The sequence below is a fragment of the Colwellia sp. genome, assembly GCF_013214175.1.
Taxonomy (GTDB): Bacteria; Pseudomonadota; Gammaproteobacteria; order Enterobacterales; family Alteromonadaceae; genus Colwellia.
The window spans coordinates 16,940-41,478 of record NZ_JABSPA010000010.1 but is presented as its reverse complement, the minus strand read 5'-3'; the positions used below and the strand labels follow the sequence as shown (position 1 = coordinate 41,478).

19 protein-coding genes are annotated in these 24,539 nt (G+C 36.7%); 12 read left to right on the top strand and 7 right to left on the bottom strand.

Annotated elements, in window-relative coordinates; genetic code table 11:
- Window positions 1–29: 29 nt before the first annotated feature.
- Entirely contained in the window at window positions 30–1,136 is a 1,107-nt protein-coding gene (locus HRT55_RS18820; protein WP_291623704.1) for a hybrid-cluster NAD(P)-dependent oxidoreductase, read from the top strand.
- Between the two features lie 54 nt (window positions 1,137–1,190).
- Here HRT55_RS18820 and HRT55_RS18815 read toward each other — a convergent pair whose 3' ends face one another.
- Together HRT55_RS18815 and HRT55_RS18810 are read right to left on the bottom strand one after the other, a co-directional pair.
- Window positions 1,191–2,294 carry a DUF481 domain-containing protein gene (locus HRT55_RS18815; RefSeq protein ID WP_291623702.1) on the bottom strand — a complete coding sequence of 368 codons (1,104 nt, stop codon included), beginning with the start codon at window positions 2,292–2,294 and terminating at the stop codon, window positions 1,191–1,193.
- Window positions 2,295–2,345: 51 nt separating this feature from the next.
- Window positions 2,346–3,470 carry a DUF481 domain-containing protein gene (locus HRT55_RS18810; protein ID WP_291623700.1) on the bottom strand — a complete coding sequence of 375 codons (1,125 nt, stop codon included), beginning with the start codon at window positions 3,468–3,470 and terminating at the stop codon, window positions 2,346–2,348.
- Window positions 3,471–3,904: 434 nt separating this feature from the next.
- On the opposite strand from HRT55_RS18810, the gene glnA reads away from it, so the two are divergent.
- The 4 genes from glnA to glnG all read left to right on the top strand — a co-directional run bounded on the left by glnA (window position 3,905) and on the right by glnG (window position 8,771).
- Window positions 3,905–5,311 (top strand): glutamate--ammonia ligase, encoded by a 1,407-nt coding sequence (glnA, locus tag HRT55_RS18805; RefSeq protein WP_291623698.1) that lies wholly within the window; start codon window positions 3,905–3,907, stop codon window positions 5,309–5,311.
- A 260-nt stretch (window positions 5,312–5,571) separates the two neighbouring features.
- The gene (locus HRT55_RS18800; RefSeq protein WP_291623696.1) at window positions 5,572–6,090 is read left to right on the top strand and encodes a DUF4124 domain-containing protein; all 519 of its coding nucleotides are present in this window, start codon (window positions 5,572–5,574) and stop codon (window positions 6,088–6,090) included.
- Between the two features lie 168 nt (window positions 6,091–6,258).
- Complete coding sequence (glnL, locus tag HRT55_RS18795; protein ID WP_291623694.1) at window positions 6,259–7,374, top strand: nitrogen regulation protein NR(II); 1,116 nt, start codon at window positions 6,259–6,261, stop codon at window positions 7,372–7,374.
- Window positions 7,371–8,771: a nitrogen regulation protein NR(I) gene (gene glnG / locus HRT55_RS18790; RefSeq protein ID WP_291623692.1), complete on the top strand. Its 1,401-nt coding sequence runs from the start codon at window positions 7,371–7,373 to the stop codon at window positions 8,769–8,771. Before glnL ends, glnG begins: the two co-directional genes overlap by 4 nt.
- Before the next feature lie 48 nt (window positions 8,772–8,819).
- Here the strand turns inward: glnG and HRT55_RS18785 are convergent, their stop codons facing one another.
- Both HRT55_RS18785 and HRT55_RS18780 read right to left on the bottom strand, forming a co-directional pair.
- Window positions 8,820–9,200, bottom strand: coding sequence for a MerC domain-containing protein (locus HRT55_RS18785; RefSeq protein WP_291623690.1), 381 nt, complete (start codon window positions 9,198–9,200; stop codon window positions 8,820–8,822).
- 171 nt (window positions 9,201–9,371) lie between these two features.
- Complete coding sequence (locus tag HRT55_RS18780) at window positions 9,372–10,271, bottom strand: TIGR03899 family protein (RefSeq protein WP_291623688.1); 900 nt, start codon at window positions 10,269–10,271, stop codon at window positions 9,372–9,374.
- A gap of 296 nt (window positions 10,272–10,567) precedes the next feature.
- Between HRT55_RS18780 and HRT55_RS18775 the strand changes: the two genes are divergently transcribed.
- The 3 genes from HRT55_RS18775 to fadA all read left to right on the top strand — a co-directional run bounded on the left by HRT55_RS18775 (window position 10,568) and on the right by fadA (window position 16,423).
- Window positions 10,568–12,790, top strand: a complete 2,223-nt coding sequence (locus tag HRT55_RS18775; protein ID WP_291623895.1) for an EAL domain-containing protein — start codon at window positions 10,568–10,570, stop codon at window positions 12,788–12,790.
- A 288-nt stretch (window positions 12,791–13,078) separates the two neighbouring features.
- Window positions 13,079–15,247, top strand: a complete 2,169-nt coding sequence (gene fadB, locus HRT55_RS18770) for a fatty acid oxidation complex subunit alpha FadB (RefSeq protein WP_291623686.1) — start codon at window positions 13,079–13,081, stop codon at window positions 15,245–15,247.
- 15 nt (window positions 15,248–15,262) lie between these two features.
- The gene (gene fadA, locus HRT55_RS18765) at window positions 15,263–16,423 is read left to right on the top strand and encodes an acetyl-CoA C-acyltransferase FadA (RefSeq protein WP_291623684.1); all 1,161 of its coding nucleotides are present in this window, start codon (window positions 15,263–15,265) and stop codon (window positions 16,421–16,423) included.
- A gap of 88 nt (window positions 16,424–16,511) precedes the next feature.
- Here fadA and HRT55_RS18760 read toward each other — a convergent pair whose 3' ends face one another.
- Window positions 16,512–17,435, bottom strand: a complete 924-nt coding sequence (locus tag HRT55_RS18760) for a manganese-dependent inorganic pyrophosphatase (protein WP_291623683.1) — start codon at window positions 17,433–17,435, stop codon at window positions 16,512–16,514.
- A gap of 636 nt (window positions 17,436–18,071) precedes the next feature.
- On the opposite strand from HRT55_RS18760, the gene HRT55_RS18755 reads away from it, so the two are divergent.
- A complete protein-coding gene (locus HRT55_RS18755; protein WP_291623682.1) occupies window positions 18,072–18,638 on the top strand; it encodes a PEP-CTERM sorting domain-containing protein in 567 nt (188 codons plus the stop codon).
- A gap of 295 nt (window positions 18,639–18,933) precedes the next feature.
- On the opposite strand, the gene HRT55_RS18750 is transcribed toward HRT55_RS18755, so the two are convergent.
- On the bottom strand, window positions 18,934–19,446 hold the full coding sequence (locus HRT55_RS18750) for a type II secretion system protein (RefSeq protein ID WP_291623681.1): 513 nt from the start codon (window positions 19,444–19,446) through the stop codon (window positions 18,934–18,936).
- 539 nt (window positions 19,447–19,985) lie between these two features.
- Between HRT55_RS18750 and HRT55_RS18745 the strand changes: the two genes are divergently transcribed.
- The 3 genes from HRT55_RS18745 to HRT55_RS18735 all read left to right on the top strand — a co-directional run bounded on the left by HRT55_RS18745 (window position 19,986) and on the right by HRT55_RS18735 (window position 23,651).
- Window positions 19,986–21,395 carry an addiction module component gene (locus HRT55_RS18745; protein ID WP_287206123.1) on the top strand — a complete coding sequence of 470 codons (1,410 nt, stop codon included), beginning with the start codon at window positions 19,986–19,988 and terminating at the stop codon, window positions 21,393–21,395.
- A gap of 151 nt (window positions 21,396–21,546) precedes the next feature.
- Window positions 21,547–23,115, top strand: coding sequence for an RNA-directed DNA polymerase (locus HRT55_RS18740; RefSeq protein WP_287206126.1), 1,569 nt, complete (start codon window positions 21,547–21,549; stop codon window positions 23,113–23,115).
- 107 nt (window positions 23,116–23,222) lie between these two features.
- Window positions 23,223–23,651, top strand: coding sequence for a hypothetical protein (locus HRT55_RS18735; protein ID WP_287206128.1), 429 nt, complete (start codon window positions 23,223–23,225; stop codon window positions 23,649–23,651).
- Between the two features lie 192 nt (window positions 23,652–23,843).
- Here HRT55_RS18735 and HRT55_RS18730 read toward each other — a convergent pair whose 3' ends face one another.
- Window positions 23,844–24,524, bottom strand: a complete 681-nt coding sequence (locus HRT55_RS18730) for an XRE family transcriptional regulator (RefSeq protein ID WP_291623678.1) — start codon at window positions 24,522–24,524, stop codon at window positions 23,844–23,846.
- Window positions 24,525–24,539: the final 15 nt, after the last annotated feature.

Sequence of the window (24,539 nt, the reverse complement as noted above, 5' to 3'; positions counted from 1 at the left end):
TGCTTAAACTTAGTTGAGTAAATTAAAAAATGGTCCTACCTACCGCGACAAAACAAACATTTCAATTAATTTGTCAAAAGATTCAAATAGAAACACCTGATGTAAAAACGTTTATTTTCTCTTACCCAAAATCAGCAACAAAGCTGTCTTTTCACTATTACGCCGGTCAGCACCTAACATTTACCGTTAAAATGGCAGGTAAAGCACAGTCGTGCTGCTATACCTTGTCTTCTTCTCCCACAACACCCGATTATGTTAGCATCACCATAAAACGTATCCCGCAAGGAAAGATCTCTAACTATTTCCATGATCACTTTAAGATAGGTCAGGTAATTTCTACTCAAGAGGTTGCTGGCAATTTCTATCTGAGTGAGTCTGTTCCGCAGAAGGTATTATTGTTAAGCGCTGGCAGTGGTGTAACACCAATGCTTTCAATGCTACGTTATATGGTCACTAAACAATGTAAAAATCAAATCGTCTTTCTTCATAGTGCGCAAAAGGAAAACGACCTGATCGCTCAAGCTGAAATTACCAGTCTGGCTAGGCAACATGGAAATTGCCAAATAATTTACACCCTGACTCAATCTAGCTGCCCACAATGGTATGGCTTTCAAGGGCGCTTAAATGAACATATGTTGCACAATATAGAGCAAATTAGTCATTATCAAACCTATGTTTGTGGACCAAAATCATTCAGAAAAACAGCGCAACAACTTTTACGAAAATTAGGTTTACCGCCTAACCATTACCATTATGAAAGTTATGGTGAATATGAATATTCGAAGCAAGATGTCAGCTCTGCTAATAAAGGAAATACAATGACTAATCCTATGATTGACAACAAAATAATAACAACCGGATACAACAAAGCGAAAGTATCAATTTCCTTTAAGCGTTGGAATAAACAATATCTAGGCAATAAAGAGGACTCTTTATTAGAGCAAGGAGAAGCTGCCGGATTAATTTTGCCTTATTCATGTCGAGGAGGTTGCTGTGGCAGTTGCAAAGCGAAATTAATAAGCGGTCAAGTTAAGCAGCATTCAACTAATGGCTTATCTGCTAGCGAGCGGCAACAAGGTTATATTTTGCTTTGCAGCTGTAACGCCCTTACCGATGTTGTGATCAGCCATGAATAATTCAGCATCATAGCACTGTAAATAACAGTGCTGAAAATAAGAGTGCTGTAAAGATTAAAAATCATAACCTAGACTGAAGACCAAACTATAGTCATTGGATTTTGGTGCCACGGTATTAATTGATGAAACAGGCTCGGCAACACGGTCAAGATAAAAAATGACATCTAATTCAAGATCATTACTCAACTCAAATTCAAAGCCGGTCTTTAAATGTGAATTTCGCTTGCCCGAGCTCTGCTCAACAAACTGAATTTGATAATCAAATAGAAAATCTACTCGGCTTGACAGGCTATAATCCAATAAAGTCCCAAGAGCGACTACGCCACTATGCTGTTTACTTGCTGAACTACTGTCTTCATAAACTGTTTGTTGGTAACTAGGGCCAACAGTCAGATCCCACTGTAAGCGTTTATTTTGCATAATATGGTAACCTAAACTGACACCTAAAGTATCCCTTGAGCTAATATTTTGCTGTAAGTCTTTAAAGTGCTCATAGTCAAAGACACGAAAGAACATCTTACTACTATAAAACCAGTCAAAATAAGTAGTTAGGCGACCAGTATCAGTAATTACTTGTGCATCATCATCTAAAGTAGACTTACTATAGTTATAGATAAAGTCGACTTTAAATCGGCTGAAAGGGGTTCTTCTTTGTAATCTTGCACTGGCTATATAGTCAAGTTGATTGACATTACCGACATTAACATCAAAGCCTAAACTCAATTTACCGTCCCATAGTTCTGTGCGGTCATCCGATGAGGAAGTTATCGATAAGAGCTCAGATAAGGGATAATGTTGCTCACTACCGTCACTGATTATAATTAAGTGTTCATCTTTAACAATAAGAAAGCCTTGCTTTACCTCACCATTAGCAAAACGTATTTGTTGATCAAACCGGCTACGTAATTCTGCTACATCTTGCCAATCAAAAAAGATGGTATTAAATTCATCGCTGTCAAACTCAAGCTCATCCTCATACATGGAGATAATATCCCCTCTAAGCCATTCGCCAGAGCGTAACTGAAGCCAATCAAATTGTTGAGAAAATACCGGTGTAGGTGGACTCCATACAGCTGTATGCTCCGAAGGTTGCTGCCCATAACTAATAGAGCTAACCAAGGTAACAAAGAATAGGCCAAGTAATAGAAGATTTTTCACACTATGTAATAGGCCTACAGTCAAAGTATGGATAATAGAAAAGTGGATTAATTAAAAGTCATAACCAAAACTAACCACTAAACGGAAATCGTTTTTTTCAGGTATACCGCCTTCACTATCCGGTTTTGGATTATCGGTACGATCGGCATAGAAAGTTAAATCAAGATCAAAATCATTAGTAAGATCGATTTCTAAACCTGTTTGAAAGTGATGGATGTTACCACCTGAAGCCTCGTCAACCATCTGGACATTATAAGAAACATCAAAATCAATATCACTGCTTACTTCAAAGCTAAAATCGGTACCTAAAGTTAAACCAAATGAATCTTCGGTATCGCTATCATCATTTTGAACATCCAAGAACTTACTTTTCTGATAACTTGGACCAGCATTAACATCCCAAGTTATTCGACTAGTATCGACAAGGTGATAACCCAGGGCAACACCATAATGGATACGATAATCAAGGTTTAAAAATTCATCCGCTATATATTCAACATCTGCGACACGAAAATAAACCTTAGGACTAAAGAACCAGTCATAAGATGACGTTAACCGTTCACTATCTGCGGTAACTTTAGTTTCTTCGGTTTTTTGATCTTCATAACGACTATAATCTGTGGTGTAGTCAGCCTTAAAGCGACTACTCGAACTGCGGCGCTGCATACCAGCAGCAAAGGTATAATCAACTTGTACCGTATTACCTTGTCGTAAATTAATACCTAAATTAACATAACCATCCCATAAATCTATTTCGTTCTTTCCTGAAGAGGCAATCGATAAAAGGTTACTTAATTCATAGTGGCTAGTCACCCCATGTTTAACTAAAGATAAATCCCCCTCTTTTACTACTAAATAACCTTCTGCGATAGTGCCATCAAACATACGAATACTTTGCCACTGTTTGCTACGTAGCTCGGCTACATCATCCCAATCAATAGTTTGCATATCAAGTTCATCACTATCAAACTCTAATTTCTCGTCGTACATCGACACTATATCGCCTTTAAGCCATTCGTCTGAGGTCAGCTTTACCCAATCAAAGTCTTGCTTAAAAATTGGCGTTGGCTTTTGCCAATTACTTAGCTCTTCTTTAGCATAAGCACTCATCGAGATAATTAACGAAAAGATGATAAAAGAAACTTTAGCTAGCACAATAGCCATCAATTTATTCATAAAAACCCCATACCTTAAAGGTACCTACTTAATAAAATGGTATAAAAATTAGCAGTATAGCTATGACTAATACAAATTTATATAGCTACAAACATGATTAAATGTATCCTTGGGCATATATTTTAAGCATAACAGCTGAAAAAGTATAAATTATTAAGGGCAAGCAGCTAAATATATTCTATAGTAACATTCTTACAATAGTCACCAGCGCACCAAAATAGAGCAACGCAAGCGCCAACATGGTGCACAAAGAAAAGCTTAAACAATAAAAAAGCTTATTAATCAATGCCCTTCATCTTGGCATGATTTTAGCTAATTAATGAGCAATAATAGATGAATAATGATAATAACGAACCTTTATAACTTCATCCATTTTAAAACTTACTCGATTATTTACTAAAAATTTATAAAATTAACCTCACTGGAGAGACAAAATGTCACAAGCAGTATTCGACTTAATTAAAGAACACGATGTCAAATTTGTTGACCTTCGTTTTACTGATTCAAAAGGTAAAGAACAACATATTTCAATTCCTCATCACCAAGTAGATGAAGACTTCTTTGAAGACGGTAAAATGTTCGATGGCTCTTCAATTGAAGGTTGGAAAGGCATTGATGAATCTGACATGGTTATGATGCCTGATGCATCAACCGCTGTGCTAGACCCATTCACTGAGGCTGTTACTTTAAATATTCGTTGTGATATTTTAGAACCTGCAACTATGCAAGGTTACAGCCGGGACCCACGTTCTGTAGCTCATCGTGCTGAAGAATATTTACGTAGTACTGGCATTGCCGATACAGTATTAATTGGTCCTGAACCAGAATTCTTCGTTTTTGATGATGTTCGTTTCCACACTGATATGAGTGGTTCTTTCTACAAAATTGATGATAAAGAAGCTGCTTGGAATTCAGGTACCAAATACGAAGAAGGTAACATGGGTCACCGTCCTGGCGTTAAAGGTGGTTACTTCCCAACAGCACCAGTAGATTCTTCACAAGATTTACGTTCAGCTATGTGTTTAGTTATGGAAGATATGGGCTTAGTTGTTGAAGCGCATCATCATGAAGTAGCGACTTGTGGCCAAAACGAAATCGCTTGTCGCTTTAATACTATGGTATTGAAAGCTGATGAAGTACAAATATATAAGTATGTTGTTCATAACGTTGCACACGCATACGGTAAAACAGCTACTTTCATGCCTAAGCCATTAGTGGGTGATAATGGTACTGGTATGCATGTTCACCAATCTTTAGCTAAAGATGGCGTTAACTTATTCTCAGGTGATAAGTACGGTGGCTTGTCTGAAATGGCGATTTTCTATATTGGCGGTATCATCAAGCATGCTAAAGCATTAAATGCTTTCACTAATGCTTCAACTAACTCATACAAGCGTCTTGTCCCTGGATTTGAAGCGCCGGTAATGCTTGCTTATTCAGCACGTAACCGCTCTGCATCAATCCGTATACCTATGGTACCTTCACCGAAAGCAATGCGTATAGAAGTTCGTTTCCCTGATCCAACAATGAACCCTTACTTAGGCTTCACAGCTATGTTAATGGCTGGACTTGACGGCATCAAAAACAAAATCCATCCTGGCGATGCTATGGATAAAGATTTATACGACCTGCCAGCAGAAGAAGCAGCAGCCATTCCACAAGTTTGTTCTTCATTTGGTGAAGCGCTTGATGCCTTAGAAGCTGATAACGATTTCTTAACGGCAGGTGGTGTTATGGATATCGATATGATTAATGCTTATATTGGCCTAAAACGTAAAGAAATTGAACTATTAAATGCTACTACTCACCCGGTAGAATTTGATATGTACTACAGCGTTTAATTTCGCTTAGTACTATTTTGGTAGCGCTTGGCGCTCATCATAAAAAACTCACTTAGGTGAGTTTTTTTATGGGTGGAATAGCAATACCACCACATTAAAATAGCAAGTTACAAGCTATTCACCTTAAAAGATTACTAATTGACAGATAAAACAATAAAAAACATTTTGTTGTATAAATTATAGATATATACTTAAGTTAGCGTACATTATGGAACGATGCGGATTTTGAGCACCCAAGCACAGGAAGAATATAACGAACTATGATCAAGTTATTGCTGTTTTCACTATTGGTAATTACATTAGCAGCTCCTGTGCACCCAAACACGGCCAAAATCTATGTCTGGCGTAATGAAAACGGCGTATTAGTTTTTTCTGACTCTCCTAGAGCTGGCGCAGTAGAAGTAAAAACTAAGCCTGGTAATATAATTCAATCAAGTACCTCGGTTGAAACTAAAGTACTAGACATCACTCCTCAAAAGATCATTGAAAAGTACGAAATAGTAATAAATACCCCTAAAAACAATGCCACCATACGTGATAATACTGGCTCTATATATATTGGTGGCGGTATCAAGCCAAGATTTAAGTCGGGATTAGAAGTACAATTACTCCTTGATGGTAAACCTCATCAAAATCCTCAAAAGCACTCTATGTTTTCTCTAAGAAATGTTGATAGAGGTGAACATAAAATAAAAATGTTACTACTTGATGAAGAAGGCAAGGTTATTGCATCATCAGCATCAGTAACGTTTTATATGCATAGAGCTTCTGCTAACTAAGTTAACCCTATTATTTTTAGTGCCTACTACCACTGGGCTAGCAGGAAATATAACAGAGTTAACATCTTCTAGTTAATAAAAATAGCACTGCAAATAAAACCTTTCTTTAGTAAACTTACCTTTTACGCACCAAAAAAGTGCAATAGAAGTGTCTTCCTAAGGGTTTTTATGCGTAGTCGAAGTTATATACAAGAGCAAAAGTTATCTTATCAGCAGTCTCTCGCTAATCAGTTAGTAACAGCTGTAATTATTCTCAATCCAGAACTCGCCATCGTATATGCAAACCCTGCTGCCGAAGCACTATTAAACAAGAGCCTTTATCGTTTATATGATACTGCAGCGGAAACAATTTTTGCTAATACCAGCATTAATAGCCCTCGCTTAAAACAACTCTTTGCTACAGGTCAGGAGTTTACTGATAGTGATATAGTTGTTGAGCTCAATGAAAGTCATCGCTTTACCGCAGAAGTAACAGCATCTTCGGTTGAATTTGTCCGAAGTCCTCATGTATTACTTGAATTCAAGCAAATAGACCAACAAAAACAAATAAGCCTAGAGGTATTTCAACACCAACAATGGCTTGCTGCACGCGATCTCATCAAGGGCCTAGCTCACGAAATTAAAAATCCACTTGGCGGCTTACGTGGTGCGGCACAGCTACTAAGTAAAGAACTAAATGAAGACCAGCAAGAATACACCAACATGATCATCGAGCAAGCAGATAGACTAACAAATTTAGTTGACCGTTTACTGGGGCCAAATCAATTGCCGCAAATAGAGGCACACAATATTCACGGTATACTAGAAAAAGTCTGTCAGCTGGTCAGTTATTCAAATGGACAAAAATTTCATTTATTACGTGACTATGACCCTTCACTTCCCTCTATTGAATGTGATCAAGAAAAGCTACAACAAGCCGTACTTAATATTGTTAATAATGCAATTCAAGCCATAGATGAAGTACATGACATTACTTTAAAAACACGAATCGCCAGCAACAAGACCATTCATGGCAAACGCGTAAAATTAGCCGTGCAAATTAGTATTATTGATAATGGCCCTGGTATTCCAAGTAAAATTCAAAATACCTTGTTCTATCCAATGGTATCTGGACGTTCGAATGGCACAGGTTTAGGTTTATCCATTGCACAAACCCTGATAAATCAGCATCAAGGTAAACTATCCTGCCATAGCCGTCCTGGTCATACCGAGTTTACAATTCTACTACCATTGAAACAACAGCCTTTAAAGCAAGAACATTTATCACAAGAGAATGAATTATGATCACAGAAGAAGTGTGGATAGTTGACGACGATAGCTCAATTAGATGGGTGTTAGAAAAAGCCTTTGCCAATGCAAATATCAGTTGCGCCGCCTTTGAAAGCGCTGAAAATTTATTAATTGCTTTAGATCATGGCCAACCAGAAGTGATTATTTCTGATATTCGTATGCCGAATATTGATGGTATGGAATTATTAAAAAAGATAAATAAACAGCATAATCATATTCCCGTAATTATTATGACTGCACATTCGGATTTAGACAGTGCTGTTAATGCCTATCAAGGTGGCGCCTTTGAATATTTGCCCAAACCATTTGATATCGATGAAGCTATCACTCTGACCAAACGTGCACTTACTCATGCTAGAGAACAAAACCCAAAAAGCCAGCAAAAGAAAAATGTTCCTTTAGCGGTTGGTTTGATCGGTGAAGCACCAGCTATGCAAGAAGTATTTCGTGCCATTGGCCGCTTATCTCGATCAAGTATTAGTGTCTTGATTAATGGTGAATCTGGCACAGGCAAAGAGTTAGTTGCACAGGCCCTACATTCCCATAGTCCAAGAGTGAATGCACCCTTCATTCCATTAAATATGGCTGCCATTCCAAAAGATCTGATTGAATCAGAATTATTTGGCCATGAAAAAGGGGCTTTTACCGGTGCTAATGCTGTCCGACAAGGACGATTTGAACAAGCTCATGGTGGTACGCTATTTTTAGATGAGATTGGCGATATGCCGCTAGATATTCAAACGCGCCTTTTACGAGTACTGTCTGACGGGCAGTTCTATCGAGTAGGTGGACATTCACCGGTCCAGGTTGATGTACGTATCATTGCAGCCACTCACCAACACCTTGAAGAGCGTGTAAAAAAAGGTGAATTTAGGGAAGACTTATTTCATCGACTTAATGTTATTAGAATTCACTTACCTAGCCTTAGGGAACGTAAAGAAGATATACCACAGCTTAGCCAACATTTTTTAACACAAGCGGCGAATGAGTTGAGTGTTGATGTTAAAACATTAAGCAAAAAAGCCAGTCACTTTCTAAATAACTGCCATTGGCCAGGTAATGTTAGGCAGTTGGAAAATATTTGTCGATTTTTAACGGTAATGGCAAGTGGTCAAGAAATTCTGATTGAAGATTTACCTAATGAATTAACCGAAAGTTCGACACCTTTAAAGCATGAGTCTAATGCATGGCAGGAAGTACTCAGCGCTTGGATGGATAAAGAACTAGCACAAGGTAAAGATGCAATTCTTGATTATGCTCAAATAGAGTTTGAAAAAATCATGCTCGAGCGAGCGTTAATATTTACCCAAGGTCATAAACAAGATGCAGCGAAAAAGCTGGGCTGGGGTAGAAATACTTTAACTAGAAAATTAAAAGAGTTTGAAAGCTAGCTGCTAACCCACTAAGTTAGTAACTTGGTGGGTCATTACTTACAGCTATTAACTATTACAAGCTTCGTCATCACATTGCTTGCAATTGTTACACAGTTTCATATTAATGTAATGAGCAGCAATAATGAGGCTAGCGCCACCAATAATAAAGTACGGCTCTAATTCCTGAGAGTAGTCATGTTTTATCCAATACAAGGCAACACCTAAATAAAGCAAATAGAACGGATAAAGGCGTTTGTGGTAGCGTTTAAAGCCAGAAAATAAAGCGATGCTACCAAGTGCCGCTGTCATCAGCAGGAAGACATGTTCCCATGCATGATCAGCTAGAAAGCTTAAACCCAGTAAGGGGAGCATAGGTAATAAAATAGGTAATAATATGCAATGTAATGCACATAAGGAAGTTGCTGTAATGCCTATTCTATCTAACATGATTGTTCCGTGAATCTAGATTAATTTACTGTCATTGGTCAGTTGAGACCATCAAAATGAGATAATATCACAATTGAGATAGTATAACATTAGTAAATTAATCTTAAAGCTGCAAACCTAATCTATCCCGATATTTTAAACGAGATATAAGTCATAAAAACGGTGCTTATTTTAAGCACTATTAACAACAAAATAATGCGTTAATTTACTTTTTAAGTGTTCAAAAAAATCATCATTACTTTTATCGCTAATCAAGTGAGCAAGCTCAGCCCCTAGTGGGGTAAACTTGTAAAATTGCAGGCAAACATTGGCTTTTATTGCCGTTAACTTTAACGGTAAACCGTTATAGGTAAATTGTAGAACTTCTCCTTTACTTATCAGGCTCGATTCACTCTCTTGCAAATATATAAGGTGATTCTCTGATAAAGCTAATAAGTCCGCGTAATTCAGACCATAATGGCTTAGGTTACAATATTGCTGCCGCTGCTTAGAGAAGAAATTAAAAAAACCAGGCTGTTGATAAGCACCAGTAATTAACCGAATGCCTTTTTTATTGGGATCTTTTATCGCTAAGGAGCAAGCTTTAGCTAATAGTTTCGCATCAAAAATACTCATATCTCGAAAAACTTGTAGAGCCTTAAATGAAAATGCGCCAGGCTTGGTCAGCTCTCCTGCTAAAATTTTAGCCCATAGATCTTGCATGGTCGGATTACTTACCTCTTCAGACAAAGCAATATAGCGACTAAACCAATCAAGATCTGTTCTTTGCCCTATTTCAAAATCCGCACAATAAGTTAACGTTTTCTGCATAATACTTTCAATATTTTTCTGCTTGCGTAACTGGCTTAACCTAGCTCGTTTAACTGTTCTATCTTCAATGAGCATTTGCTTATCTTCAGGCAACAAAGCGCCATCGATGGCGAATTTTTTGGCAAGCTTCAAAAACTGCTGAGAAACACCTGCTTCAGCCGAAGTTTGATGCGATTTACTGGTTGTCACAATTACCGTATCATCGGCTGATTTTTGAAGATCTTTTTCCAGTACCACAACTTCTGATTTATCTTTACTCACTTTGCTAACTCCTTCTCGCAATATCTTAAGATAAAGTAGGTATAATTCACTTAATGGTCAATACTTAGCGTCTTAAATCACTGAGCTACATGATAAAGTGCTATTAACCGGACAGCAATCAATTCAATTTATTATAACTTACCGAAATAAATCAAATAAAATATTTGTAAACAGACTTTTAATATCCAGTTCAATAGTGTAAAAAAGTAGTATTAGGTTATAGTTAAACTAAATAAAATACATTTCAGTTTTAGCTGAGTATATAGGTAATAAATATGCTTAGTTATGAGGGCAGTATGCAAGCATCCGAAAATTCAAACGATGATTTTTTATTTATCGATGATAGTGATGAAGACGAGATTTTAGCGTTTGGCAGTGATGAAACTTGGCAGGTTTTAATTGTTGACGATGATCCCGAGATTCATTCCGTTACTCAATTAGCATTATCCGATTTAATTGTCTTAGGTCGCCGCCTTGAGTATTTACATGCTTACTCAGGTAAGGATGCTTGTCAGCTTATTGAAGAGCATAGTGATATTGTGCTGGTACTACTTGATGTCGTTATGGAAACGGATGATGCTGGCCTAAATGTAGTAAAATACATAAGAGAAACATTAGAACGAAAAGATATCCGCATTGTTTTACGTACCGGTCAACCCGGCTATGCCCCCGAAGAAAGTGTTATCAAAGAATATGATATTAATGACTACAAAACAAAAACAGAATTAACTCGCCGTAAACTTGTAACAACTGTTTTTGCTGCAATTCGTTCTTTTCAACAAATAGCTACCGTCAATGAGAATCGCAAAGGTCTAGAGAAAATAGTTTCTGGTGCCACAGAGCTATCATCTCAGCATTCGCTCTCGACCTATAGCCAAGGAGTTTTAGCACAATTAAGAGCTCTAATAGATGATGATATATCTGCCGTATTTTGCGCTAGAGGCCAAGGTATTATTGAGAATGTTGATGATTTAAGTTTTTATGTTTTAGCACAAACCGGTTTTGATGATGACTTAATTAATCAAAAACTCGACAAACTTCAAAATGAGCAAGCGAGTAAACAAGTAAAAGCTTGTTTCTTACAACAAAAGCATCAATACCAAGATGAAAGTCTAAATCTATATGTTGCCAAAGGAGATTATCGAGCAGTTATCCATGTAACGCTCCCTAACCCACTCACAGAAATTCAAACTCAGCTACTTAATGTGTTTTTAACCGGAGTTGCAGTCGGCTATGAAAATGTCCACTTATTCCAAAAGCTCACTAATGCTGCTTATAAAGATTGGCTAACTAATTTACCAAACCGCCTAGAATTTGTTCGTCTACTTGACCACTTTGCACAAAGCGATCAAGAAAACCAAGTCGCTGCCTTAATCGACATTAACCATTTCAGTGATATCAACGATGCCTTAGGGCAAGATATCGGTAATAAACTACTTACCGCTGTTGGTCAACGCATGCAAAGTATCAATCGTGATTGTAAATTTGCCCGTGTTGGCGCAGATGTTTTTGGCATTATCGGTCCTGAAGATTCTTTAACCCCTGAAAGCTTGATGGCTTTATTCCATCAACCTTTTACTGCAGGTGATCAACATCTTCCAATCAATGCTTGTTTTGGTCTTTGTACCAAAGAGCATGCGCAAAGCAGTGGAGTGCAAGTTTTAAACCAAATTAATATCGCTTTAAATATTGCCAAAAAGAATCGTTTAGAACATTTTGCTTATTATCACTCGGATATAGAAGATCAAATGCAGTGGCGACTGAATATGATCCGTCAACTACGTAATGATTTTGCCAATAACTGTCTGGAACTTTGGTATCAACCGCAACTATCTTTAAGTACAGGTAAAGTAATAGGCGCTGAAGCTTTACTTCGATGGCGCACCGCTGATGGAAAATTTGTTTCCCCTGCTGTTTTTATTCCTCTAGCTGAATATTCAGGCTTAATTATTGAAATTGGTGACTGGGTTATTAGCCAAGCATGTAAACAATTAAAAATTCTAGAGAAAGATTTCGCCGACATTAGTATTTCAGTCAATGTATCGATACCTCAATTTAGACAAGATAATTTCGTTGATAATATTATTAACACCATTACTGAACATAAAATTAAGCCAAGTAAACTTGAGTTAGAAATTACTGAAAATATTTTAATGGACGAACCGCAAATCATTATTGATGCCTTAACTAAGTTAAAGGCCCAAGAGATCAGCATAGCCTTAGATGATTTTGGTACTGGTTTTTCTTCATTAAGCTATTTACAAAAACTGCCTCTTGATCGACTCAAAGTTGATCGCGCCTTTGTTACCGATATTCATAAAGAAGGTCAGTCCGTTATTGCTGAAACCATTATCAATCTGGGTAAGAAGATGAAACTTAAAGTTATTGCTGAAGGTATTGAAGAAATTGAGCAACAAGAACGCTTAATTGAACTTGGCTGTGATGAAGTACAGGGGTTCTATTATGCCAAACCAATGCCAGGTAGTGATTTCATCAATTTTCTCCAACAACAAAATTAAAACATCAGATAATACTAAAGTTACCGCTACTTATTAGCGCGAGCGCATTCAATTGAAATACCCAGCCATATTCGCTGGGTATTTTTTTATATGCTTTACTATACTTATTCAGAGCAAACAAACAGCCAATTAAAACACCTGTTTAAATTTATTGCATTTAACTTTTTTTCAAGGCACACTCAGTCAGCTATTATTAGTTATCTAAGTTTTTTAGAATGATAATTTCGCTAAAAAAACTAGATTAATCATCCAAACATCAACACCACATTTAGGTGAAGGAGACGAAGCATGATATATCAAGGCAACAGCCTTTCTGCCCAATTACTCGAAGACGGCATTGTCGAACTTAAGTTCGATGCTCAAGGTTCAGTAAACAAATTTGATCAAGCAACTTTTGAAGAATATATCGCGGTAGTTGCAGCAATTAACAACTGCGCAGACGCTAAAGGCGTTATGGTTACCTCTGGTAAATCAACATTTATTGTTGGCGCGGATATCACTGAATTTTTAACTTCATTTAGTCAACCAGAAGATGAATTAGCCTCTTGGGCAAAGAAGGCATCTGATGTTTTCGATTCCTTTGAAGATATTCAATTACCTACCATTGCCGCCATTAATGGTGTTGCATTAGGCGGTGGTTGTGAAATGGCACTTGCCTGTGATTACCGTGTTGCAGATACTACCGTAAGCATTGGCTTACCAGAAGTTAAGCTTGGCCTTATGCCCGGTTTTGGTGGCACTGTAAGACTACCTCGACTTATCGGTTTTGATAATGCAGCAACGTGGATGTCTACTGGTAAAGCATTTAAACCGGCGGCGGCACTTGCACAAGGTGTTCTTGACGCAGTTGTTGAGCCAGAAAATTTACGCAGTGCAGCGATTAGCATGCTTAAATTAGCAATTAATGGCAAGCTAGATTGGCGCGCTAAACGTCAGCCTAAATTAGAAGCATTAAACTTATCTCCGACAGAATTAATCATGTCATCGACAACATGCAAAGGCATGATTGCCGCTAAAGCTGGTAAACATTACCCTGCACCAATGGTGATGATAAATACATTGATTGCTAGTGCTAACTTAGATCGCACTGGTGCAATGGCTGCTGAGAATGCCGGTTTTGCAAAATTAGCAAAAACTGATGCAGCAACAGCACAAATTGGTTTGTTTATGGCAGACCAAGTCATTAAAAGTAAAGCTAAAAAAGCGGGTAAACTGGCAACTAAAATAGTCAAAAAGGCCGCAGTATTAGGTGCAGGTATTATGGGTGGTGGTATTGCCTATCAATCAGCCTATAAAGGCACGCCTATCATTATGAAAGATATTAATGACCAAGCACTCGATTTAGGTTTAACTACAGCAACGGGCATATTAACTAAGCAAGTTGAACGTGGTCGTATGGATGCTAAGAAAATGGCTTGTGTATTGAATAACATCACGCCAAGCTTAAGTTACGACAGCGTTAAAGATGTAGATATTGTTGTTGAAGCTGTTGTTGAAAACCCTAAAATAAAAGGCATGGTTCTAGCTGAAGTTGAAGGCGTAATCAGTGACGATGCTATTCTTACTTCTAATACTTCGACTATCTCAATTGATTTATTAGCACAAAGCATAAAACGTCCGCAAAATTTTTGTGGTATGCACTTTTTCAATCCCGTAAATAAAATGCCATTAGTTGAAGTAATTCGCGGTAAAGATACCTCGGATGAAACGGTAGCTGCAGTTGTAGCTTATGCCGCTAAAATGGGTAAGTCGCCGATTGTTGTTAATGATTGCCCTGGTTTTTATGTAAACCGTGTTTTATTCCCATACTTTGCTGGCTTTAGTCAATTAGTACTTGAAGGTGCTGACTTTAGCGCTATCGATAAAGTAATGGAAAAACAATTTGGTTGGCCAATGGGTCCAGCATATTTGCTTGATGTTGTTGGTGTTGATACGGCTGATCACTGTACAGATGTTATGTCAGCTGGTTTCCCTACCCGCATGAAGAAAATTGCCAATGACCCAGTTAGTACTCTTTATGCTAATGAGCGTTTTGGTCAGAAAAATGGCAAAGGCTTTTATGATCACATGAAAGATAAACGTGGTCGTCCAATAAAAGTACCTGCTCCTATTGCATACGAATTACTTGGCCAACATTGTGCTGATAAAAAAGACTTCAGCAGCGAAGAAATTATTGCTCGCATGATGATCCCTATGGTTAATGAAGTGGTACGTTGTTTAGAAGAAGGTGTCGTTGATACCGCAGCTGAAGCTGATATGGGCTTAATCTATGGTGTTGGTTTCCCACCATTTAGAGGTGGTGCTATTCGCTATTTAGAAACACTTGGTTTAAATAACTTCATCGAAATGGCGGATAAATATGCTGATTTAGGTGAAATATATCAAGTTACTGATGGCCTACGTGAGATGGCAAAATCAGGTAAATCTTATTTCACTACCGATGTTAAATCAGCTTAAGCCGAGGAGAATAAAATGAACGAAGTTGTAATTGTAGACTGCATACGAACTCCAATGGGTCGCTCTAAGGCCGGCGTTTTTCGCAATGTACGTGCTGAAGCATTATCAGCACACCTAATGAAACAAATTTTAGTACGCAACCCAGCATTAAACCCAGAAGACATTGAAGATGTTATTTGGGGCTGTGTAAAACAAACTAAAGAACAAGGTTTTAATATTGCACGTAATGCATCATTACTTGCTGGTTTACCAAAATCTATTGCTGGTGTTACGGTTAACCGCTTATGTGGTTCTTCTATGGAAGCGTTGCACCAAGCGACTACCAGTATCATGGCTGGTCAAGGTGATGTATTTCTAATTGGCGGTGTTGAACACATGGGTCACGTACCTATGATGTATGATGTTGATTTTGATCCTGCACTAAATAAACATATTGCCTTAGCCTCTGGAAATATGGGATTAACTGCTGAGTTATTGGGTAAGCAACACGGCATTACCCGTGAAATGCAAGATGCTTTTGGTGCACGTTCGCATCAAAAAGCCCATGAAGCACACTTGGCTGGTCGTTGGGACAATGAAATTGTTGCCACACAAGGCCATGATGCTACAGGTGCACTAACGTTAGTTGAGCATGATGAAGTAATTCGTCCTGACACAACGGCTGAAAGCTTATCTGCATTGCGTCCAGTGTTTGACCCAGTGAATGGTACCGTTACTGCGGGAACTTCTTCTGCTCTTTCTGACGGCGCTTCAGCAATGTTAATTATGTCTGCTAAGAAAGCAAAAGAACTAGGTTTAACAGCTCGCGTTAAAGTTCGTGGTATGGCCGTTGCTGGTTGCGATCCTGCGACTATGGGTTATGGCCCTGTTCCTGCAACGAATAAAGCGTTAAAACGTGCCGGTCTATCAATTGCAGATATTGAGTTATTTGAATTTAACGAAGCTTTTGCTGCCCAAGCACTTTCTTGTGTAAGAGCATTAAAAGTTGAAGATAAAATGGATCAAATTAACTTAAATGGCGGCGCTATAGCACTTGGTCATCCTTTAGGTTGTTCAGGTACACGTATATCAGGTACCTTGATTAACTTAATGGAAGGCCAAGATGTCAATCTTGGTTTAGCCACTATGTGTATCGGCTTAGGTCAAGGTATTGCAACAGTATTTGAACGCGTTTAATTTGAAATAGCTCAAATAACTGAAATAAAAAAACCCAGCACTTGCTGGGTTTTTTATTGAAAGCAATTTTCTTTTAAACAGTAGCTAACTACTTAAGAAAAATTTCTTGAAGCGGTGGAACAACTTGTTTTTTACGGCTTAATACACCGTCTAACCAAGCCTTACCATTTTGTGGTGCTACACCAAATGCTTGTTCAGCCAAGGTATCACTATCACTGGCAATTAGAAGCTCTGAGCCTTCTTTCATAATATCGGTTAGCAGTAAAAAGACACTATGACGTCCGCCTTCAGCTTTAAGCTTGGCTATATCAGCGTATAACTCATCTTTGATTTCATCAAAAACCGATAAATCAATGACTTCAAGTTGGCCAATACCAACCTTATGACCATTCATATTAAAGTCTTTAAAATCACGTTTTACTAAAGTTCGAATAGGAGTACCTGCAACAGCAGATTTTACTCTGAACATATCCATGCCAAGTTCTTTAAAGTCTTCTATACCGGCAATTTCGGCTAATGCTTCTACACATTTTATATCTGCAGTGGTACAGGTTGGTGATTTAAAGATAACGGTATCACTCAAAATGGCACATAACATGGCACCGGCAATATTTTTTGGAATTTCTACATTATGAAAGTCATACATCATCTTAATGATAGTATTAGTACAACCCACCGGACGAACCCAAATTTCAAGTGGCGATGTCGTCGTTAAATCTCCCAGTTTGTGATGATCAATGATTCCTAAGATTGTAGCCTTCTCTATATCATCAGGAGCAAGTTCAAGATCACTGTGATCAACAATATATACTCCTTCGCCAGCATAACTAGTTTTTAGCTCTGGCTGCTCAAAGCCAAACTTATCTAAGATAAACAGTGTTTCAGGGGTAAGTTCACCTAAACGTGCAGGAACAGTTTCCTCACCTAAGCTAGTTTTTAAATATGATAATGCGATTGCTGAACAGATTGAGTCTGAATCTGGTATCTTGTGACCTACAACGTAATTTGGCATAAAAGTGCTCTCCTTTAAATTAGCGACATTCTACCAAAGTAAACATTGATTGTGTATGTTGTTCACGTTGAGCTAAGTGATATCTTATAACTAGTTAGATTCAACTGCAGTTTTAGAAATGCAGCTTTGTGTACTTATCAAAATTAAATTATAATTACAGTATTAAAGATTCATATTCCTCTTAAATTCCCATAAGATACCTTATTATTTCAGCTAAACTCTCAGCTTCCCTAATACTAGATTGGACTGAAATATAGATTTATAAGGGCCTTGAGGTAAATATTTCACACTGTTGGAACCATGTAAAATACAAAAAATATAAAGTCGCCCCAAATCCAATACCAACTACACCACTAATTTTTATGATTCTTTCTTCCTCGCTGTAATCTTCGTTATAGAGAACACTATTTTTAATAAATTATCCCGGTCATATTACTGGGAAGTTTCCCTAATAAGCAGTTAGGCGATATAAATTGTCAACTTTTTTTACACACCTTTTTTTTTACTAGATAAATACCAAAAACATCAACACGTTATATATTGGCACTATATATGCTTTTTTAATAATTAATGACTAATTATTAAAAATGTCGAGGTAGCATGAAAATATATATTGGATTATTACTTTGTTTCATCATGAGTACTGGCGTTAATGCGACCCTGTTAACTAGCGAAGTAGCAGATGATGCTTATGTGACGTTTGCGGGTTATGACTTAGCATGGGCATCTCCTTGTAGTGATGGCCTTCTAGAAGGTTCATGTGGTGCCATAGACTTAAGTGAGCAATCTGGATACGGTTGGAAAATAATGACTTCAGATTTGTTCACCTCATTGAACATCACTGCGTCAACATTTGTCGTAGATTATACATCTTCGAATACACAATTTTTCAGTGGTAGTAATTACGCTAAAGCATCAGGTTGGTTTTCAAATTCTTACTTACATATAGATATAAATAACGGTTTAGCAGGGAGTTGGGCTTTTGCAGATACCGCAGAGAGTTGTTGTAGTGAAACAATCACTTATCGTGTCTCAAGTAGTGTCAGTGTTCCTGAACCATCGTCAATTGCATTAGTAAGTGATCCTGAACCAATCACTTATCTTATATCAAATAGTGTCAGTATTCCTGAACCATCGTCAATTACATTGCTTGGTCTTTGCTTGGCTGGGCTGGGTTTATCAAGAAAAAAGAAAACAGCATAGATTGACTGTTTAGCCTTATTTGAAACCTCGACATTCGTCGGGCCTTTTTTATACCTAACAAGCGGTGAAACCAAGGTGGATTTCAATGCTAAAATTTACGTAAACCTTTATTTTCATTGGGATTAGATAACACACGAAACACTAATGTGACCGGTATTAAAATCAGGTATTATAAAAAGGATTCCAAACGCCACGTCATCGCTTAGACTGATGATTTTTAGTTCTTCTTTTTAAGTTTCTTTATATAGAATATTGGTATCTGATAGGCCAGGATAATAGCAGTCACACTCAATTATTAAAGTAATGTAACTTCACCCGTAGTGGAATCATAGATGAAACCAAACTCAATTTTTCTTGTTAGCTTGTATGAGCAAGTATTATTACCTTCATAGTTACTAATAAATTCTTTCGAATCATCAATCGCTGCTTTGTTGTCACCGTCTTCTATTAGCGCTACCCATAAAGATAAGCAATCATCGTCATTATCTGTCGATATTACTACATCACTTCCAGGATAACTTTGAGCAGGAAAACCTTCTGGATTAATATCAATTTGTCCCGATGCATCAGTCCCATATAGTTGAATATTATCGCGCTGACTAAATGCAGCTGGTGACCCCAAAACGCGCCATTTCATGTTGGCAAGTTCTACACCTGATCTTAAAGCACCAGCATTGGCTTCAACTTTTGCCTCTAAAGCATCATCGGTTAAATTCATATATTTTGGTGCTGCTGTCACTGCCAATATACCCAGTATGACAATAACAACTACGAGTTCTATTAAGGTGAAACCTTTATTCTTTATCATTCATTACTCAGTTGTATTTGATCATCTTGTATATTTTTCTTTATGATCATTACAGGTATATGTTTTCTATTTTATAAATATAGTATTTTACTTAGTTTGGGCCTCAATAACACGTTATAAAATACAACAACCAAAAAATTCAGTCTTATGCTAGATTGGACGTAAATCACTATATCTACTACCCTCCCCTCACTCATGGAACCCTATTGGAACCACGAAAAATAAATGTATCTAAAAAGGGCCCCAAATCGAACTCTCACTTCATCACTATTTCTAATAAATTATTCATTTCATATTACTGAAAAACCTAGTATTAACCCAAAAACCAATACATTTAACATTCGTTTTATTGATATTAAACAAAGTATAGTTATATTTACGGTTGATATAACTCAGACTCCTTTGTAGCATCCAAGATGCTAACAATAAACCACATATTTTAAGTATCTAAACCATTGAAACTATGGGATATTAATACAAATAAAATCTATGGAGAGGACGTTTCCATAAGTAAGCTTTATTTTTCAAGGGAGATGACAGTGAGTATCGAAGAATTATCATTAAAATTGTTTTTAGAAAACAACCGTATTACCCAAAAAAATTGGGAAAAGTCTGCGATTGAGTTTAGTGACTTAAAGGCTATTGCAATAGATCATAACTCAAAAGTCGCAAGTTTAGATGACGCAGCAAGCTATTTGGCCAAAATCCTACAAAAATGCCCCCAAGTCCATTCTGTAAGATGGAGAGTAAAGAACCCAGAACACTTGATTGAAAAAATAGTAAGGAAACGTGCCATTGGTAGTGAAAAGTACCTATCCATAAATACTGAAAACTATACGGAAATAATTACAGATTTAGTCGGTGTTAGAGTTTTACACCTTTTTAAATACGAATGGGTAAATATTCAAAAACACATACTAAAGCATTGGAAAACAGAAGAGCCTCCCATCGCTTATATTCGTTCAGGAGATGAAGGGGAAATAATTGATAGTTATAAAACCAACTCTTGTGAAGTAAAAAATCACCCTGCTGGCTATCGCTCTATTCATTACGTAATATCGACACAGCCAACCTTAAACAAAGTATTTTCTGAAATTCAGGTTAGAACAATTTTTGAAGAAGGTTGGAGTGAAATTGATCACAGAATACGCTATCCGAATTTTTCAGATAATGAATTAATATCTTATTTTTTAACTATTTTCAACCGTATGGCTGGTAGTGCAGATGAGATGGGATCATTTGTTAGAAATTTGACTTCAGAAATTACCATTCAAGAGCTAAAAATTGAGGAAATCAATAGAGAACAAGAGCTTCACCTTTCTAAAATTGAGGATATCAATAGAGAACAAGAGCTTCACCTTTCTAAAATTGAAGAGCTGGTATCTGAACTATCGAATGAAAAAAATAAAAATAAAAACAATGATAGTAAAGTTAATAAATTAAACCTTGAAATTAAAAAGTTAAGGGCAAATTCTCAAACTCGCCCATCAAGTGAATATAATAGTTTATTGTCAGGAGTTTTTAACTCTCAATTGCCTAATATTTCAAGTGATAATTACGCTTCTAAGCTAGCATCAATGAACGCTAGAATTTTTGGTGGAAATTCCGCATCTGAACTAGCAACAGTGAACGCTAGAATTTTTGGTGGAAGCTCCGTATCTGAACTCGCATCAATGAACGCTAGAATTTTTGGTGGTAGCTCCGTATCTGAACTAGCATCAATGAACGCTAGAATTTTTGGCGGAAACTCCACATCAGAAAGAGCATCAATGAACGCTAGAATTTTTGGTGGAAATTCCGCACCTGGACTAGCATCAGTGAACACTAGTCTTTTAAGTGGAAAAATCACTTCACAAAAAACTGAAAAAGAAATACCTAAAGTGGAGTCTGAAGAAGAAGTAAATAAATCAGAAACGTCAACTAAAGAAAAATTGAAAATTGAAAAATAACAAGTTGCTCAAGCAGAAAAAATAAGAGTTGGCCATCACTTTGCGATTATAGCCAACCCTTATTTTTCTCTTAGCAATACGTTCTGTTCCTAAGTCGGCTCCCAACCTGCATATGAGTATGCTCTCATGTCAGATGTAAATAGGATTTAACATGAATTCAAATGACCTAATTTCAAAAGGCTTCTTTCCAAAAGAGTTTCCTTCATTTTTTGACTCTTCGGGGTTCGGGTTATCACTACAAATCAATAATACAATTCTTGAAGCAGCACCTAAAACTAGTCATACAATCAAAGCTAGCATTCCCAAAGGTGCTGGATTTAGACGAAACATTGCAATTCCGAACCCAAAACATTTTACTTTACTTGCAAAATTCTTAAGTGAAAAATCAAACGATATTACTCAATTTTACGACGTAAGTGAAATATCTATGAGTAAATCAAGATCTAAGTTCGGAAGTATTCGAGCGGTATCAAACTCCCATTTATACGAAGAATTTATTGAAGAGCGAATAATAAAGGGGTTTGCATCTAAATACCTTGTGACGGCAGATATCTCTAAATTTTATGGTTCAATTTATACGCACAGTATACCTTGGGCTTTACATGGAAAAATAGAATCTAAAAATAATCGGTCTGATGATTTGTGGGGCAATAAACTCGACCGATTAGTAAGAAATATGCAGGACGGACAAACTTTAGGTCTTCCTATCGGACCTGATACATCTAGAATTATTTCCGAAATTATCGGGGTAGCACTAGATAAAATAATTTCAGAATCTAGTCACAAAATTAATGGAATTAGGTTTATTGATGACTTTTTCTTATTTGCTGACACACACTCTGAAGCTGAAGCAGTGAGTAATACAATCAATAGGGCCTTACGGCAATTTGAATTAACGGCAAATGAAGTTAAAACTAAAATTGAAAAAATGCCTGCTATTGTTGAAAACATTCATCTTCAAACTATTCAAAATTTCAAGATTAGAAAAGGTATACACGAACAAAAATCTGACATTATCCATTTGTATAATCTGGCAATAGAAATTTATAAAGAAAATCCTAATGACAATGCCTTTGCTTATTTTCTCGCTAAAATAGAGCCGATAAAAATTCATAAAAGTAATTGGAACTTAGTTGAATCTATCTGTTTACAAATAGCGTCTGCTGAAACTAAAAACCTAATAGAAATATCTAAAATTTTTGTATCATATAAATCTTATGGGTATCCTTTAAGCTTAGATAAAATAAAGGAAGGGCTTCTAAAAATTGCTCAACATGGGATTGACAATAATTTTGGCTTTGAAATTTCCTGGGCGTTTTGGCTATTAACCGAGTTAAAGATAGTTGTAAATAATGAATTTAATAACTTATCCAATCTAAAAGATCCTATGGCTATTATTTCAATATTTATGGCAAGAGAAAAAGAGTCTTATACCCGTAACTTAGATTTAAGAAATTGGAATAATTTGCTTCACGCTGAAGCATTATATGATGATAGTTGGTTGCTTGCATATGAGGGAGAATCTAGAGGCTGGTTAAAAAATCAAAATGGTATAAAACTAATCGACCAAGATGATTATTTTAAAAAATTAAAAAACTTGAACATTTCATTTTTGAACTTTGGCAAAACGATTCAACCTCTGGAAGAGAATACTTTGAAAGAAGAAAGTGATCATGAACATGAAGTAACAGGAATCTTTAGATCTAAATATGCTTTCTAAATATGTGAATTAAGGGTCTATTAGTATCAAGTTACTAAAAAAGGATACGCAACAGTTGGTTGCGTTATTAGCGCGTTATGCGTCTAGTGGTATTTAAGGGAAATGTTATGGATCGAATTCTAGTTTTATGTGGTTCAGCCAATAGTGGGAAAACTACCACTTTAAAGCAAGTTATAAGAATGCTAGAAATATCATTTAGCATTTGTGATATTGAGCATCGGATAGAAAGTGAGTATGACGAGAGAGTGATTTTTGACGTAAATGGTAAAAAAGTTGGTATAGAAACTCAGGGAGACCCTAGTAGTAGATTAAGAGAGAGTATCCCACTTTTTGTTAATCTTAATTGTGACCTTATAGTTTGCGCGACAAGAACACGGGGGCAGACAGTAAAAACTGTTATTGAGCATGCAAGCTCGCATGACATTATTTCTTGGAGAAGTCAGTCCTGTTTATCCAGAACTGAACAGCGAGAGCCAAGTAATAATTCAATCGCTCAGCTTATTGTCAAAGAAGTGTTGGGTCTATGCGGTGCATAATAAGCTAATTAAACGGAGAGTTTACAGTTGGGCTGCACTCAAAATTTTAGCCAAACTGTATTTTTCGCCTAGCCAGGCGTTAAATTATCTAATAATTGCTTTATGCCATTAGTTATCATTTTCTAGTACTAAGAGCTCTAATATTTTGGAGTTCTTTATCTTTTAAAATCATTTTTAATTTTTACAAAGTTATTACATTCTTTGCCCTGACCAAACCACTCGCCCAATAATTTCCATATCTGTTCCATCTAAGTTTTCTTTATTTATCTCCCAAGGTTCGTAGATATCATTGTCGGACTTCACTTTGATAATCCCTTTAGGCAACATTTGTAAGCGTTTAACAAGTAAGTTTTGTTCGTACCGCATTACATAAATCCCATCACTTAACCCATTAAAGTGTTTGTTCACCATTATCATGGCACCACTCTTTAATGTCGGGTACATACTGTCACCATCGACTAACATCAAAAATACATCATTGGCGTTTACACCAATTTCTTTATTTAGCCACTCAGGTTTAAAGCTGATTAAGTGAGTTTGTTTTTCAGCTTCCACTAAAACCCCATCACCAGCCGATGCTTTTACTTCGTAAAAAGGTAAATTTATATGGCCTAAAGAAAGATGCTTTTTAAGTTCCGACTTGGAACCTTCTTTAGCTAAAGGAGCATCATTATCATTAGGATCAAAGAACCAACTCGCTAAATATACGAATTTTTCATTACTTAATATTTGCTCTACTGCTGATAGACCATTTGATATTCCACTTTCTATTTTTTTCAATGTACTCAATGGAATAGATGATTCTACAGCGAAATCTTTTTGTGTGAGTTCTAGAGAAGATCTTAATGATTTTATCTTTTTATCATAATTCATTTGACAAAGGTTCCT

Bases quoted from the DNA above. Each gene is read 5' to 3' on its own strand.
- HRT55_RS18820 (WP_291623704.1), top strand. From the start codon at position 30: ATGGTCCTACCTACCGCGACAAAACAAACATTTCAATTAATTTGTCAA.
- HRT55_RS18810 (WP_291623700.1), bottom strand. From the start codon at position 3,470: ATGAATAAATTGATGGCTATTGTGCTAGCTAAAGTTTCTTTTATCATC.
- glnA (WP_291623698.1), top strand. From the start codon at position 3,905: ATGTCACAAGCAGTATTCGACTTAATTAAAGAACACGATGTCAAATTT.
- HRT55_RS18800 (WP_291623696.1), top strand. From the start codon at position 5,572: ATGATCAAGTTATTGCTGTTTTCACTATTGGTAATTACATTAGCAGCT.
- glnL (WP_291623694.1), top strand. From the start codon at position 6,259: ATGCGTAGTCGAAGTTATATACAAGAGCAAAAGTTATCTTATCAGCAG.
- glnG (WP_291623692.1), top strand. From the start codon at position 7,371: ATGATCACAGAAGAAGTGTGGATAGTTGACGACGATAGCTCAATTAGA.
- HRT55_RS18785 (WP_291623690.1), bottom strand. From the start codon at position 9,200: ATGTTAGATAGAATAGGCATTACAGCAACTTCCTTATGTGCATTACAT.
- HRT55_RS18775 (WP_291623895.1), top strand. From the start codon at position 10,568: ATGCAAGCATCCGAAAATTCAAACGATGATTTTTTATTTATCGATGAT.
- fadB (WP_291623686.1), top strand. From the start codon at position 13,079: ATGATATATCAAGGCAACAGCCTTTCTGCCCAATTACTCGAAGACGGC.
- fadA (WP_291623684.1), top strand. From the start codon at position 15,263: ATGAACGAAGTTGTAATTGTAGACTGCATACGAACTCCAATGGGTCGC.
- HRT55_RS18760 (WP_291623683.1), bottom strand. From the start codon at position 17,435: ATGCCAAATTACGTTGTAGGTCACAAGATACCAGATTCAGACTCAATC.
- HRT55_RS18755 (WP_291623682.1), top strand. From the start codon at position 18,072: ATGAGTACTGGCGTTAATGCGACCCTGTTAACTAGCGAAGTAGCAGAT.
- HRT55_RS18750 (WP_291623681.1), bottom strand. From the start codon at position 19,446: ATGATAAAGAATAAAGGTTTCACCTTAATAGAACTCGTAGTTGTTATT.
- HRT55_RS18740 (WP_287206126.1), top strand. From the start codon at position 21,547: ATGAATTCAAATGACCTAATTTCAAAAGGCTTCTTTCCAAAAGAGTTT.
- HRT55_RS18735 (WP_287206128.1), top strand. From the start codon at position 23,223: ATGGATCGAATTCTAGTTTTATGTGGTTCAGCCAATAGTGGGAAAACT.
- HRT55_RS18730 (WP_291623678.1), bottom strand. From the start codon at position 24,524: ATGAATTATGATAAAAAGATAAAATCATTAAGATCTTCTCTAGAACTC.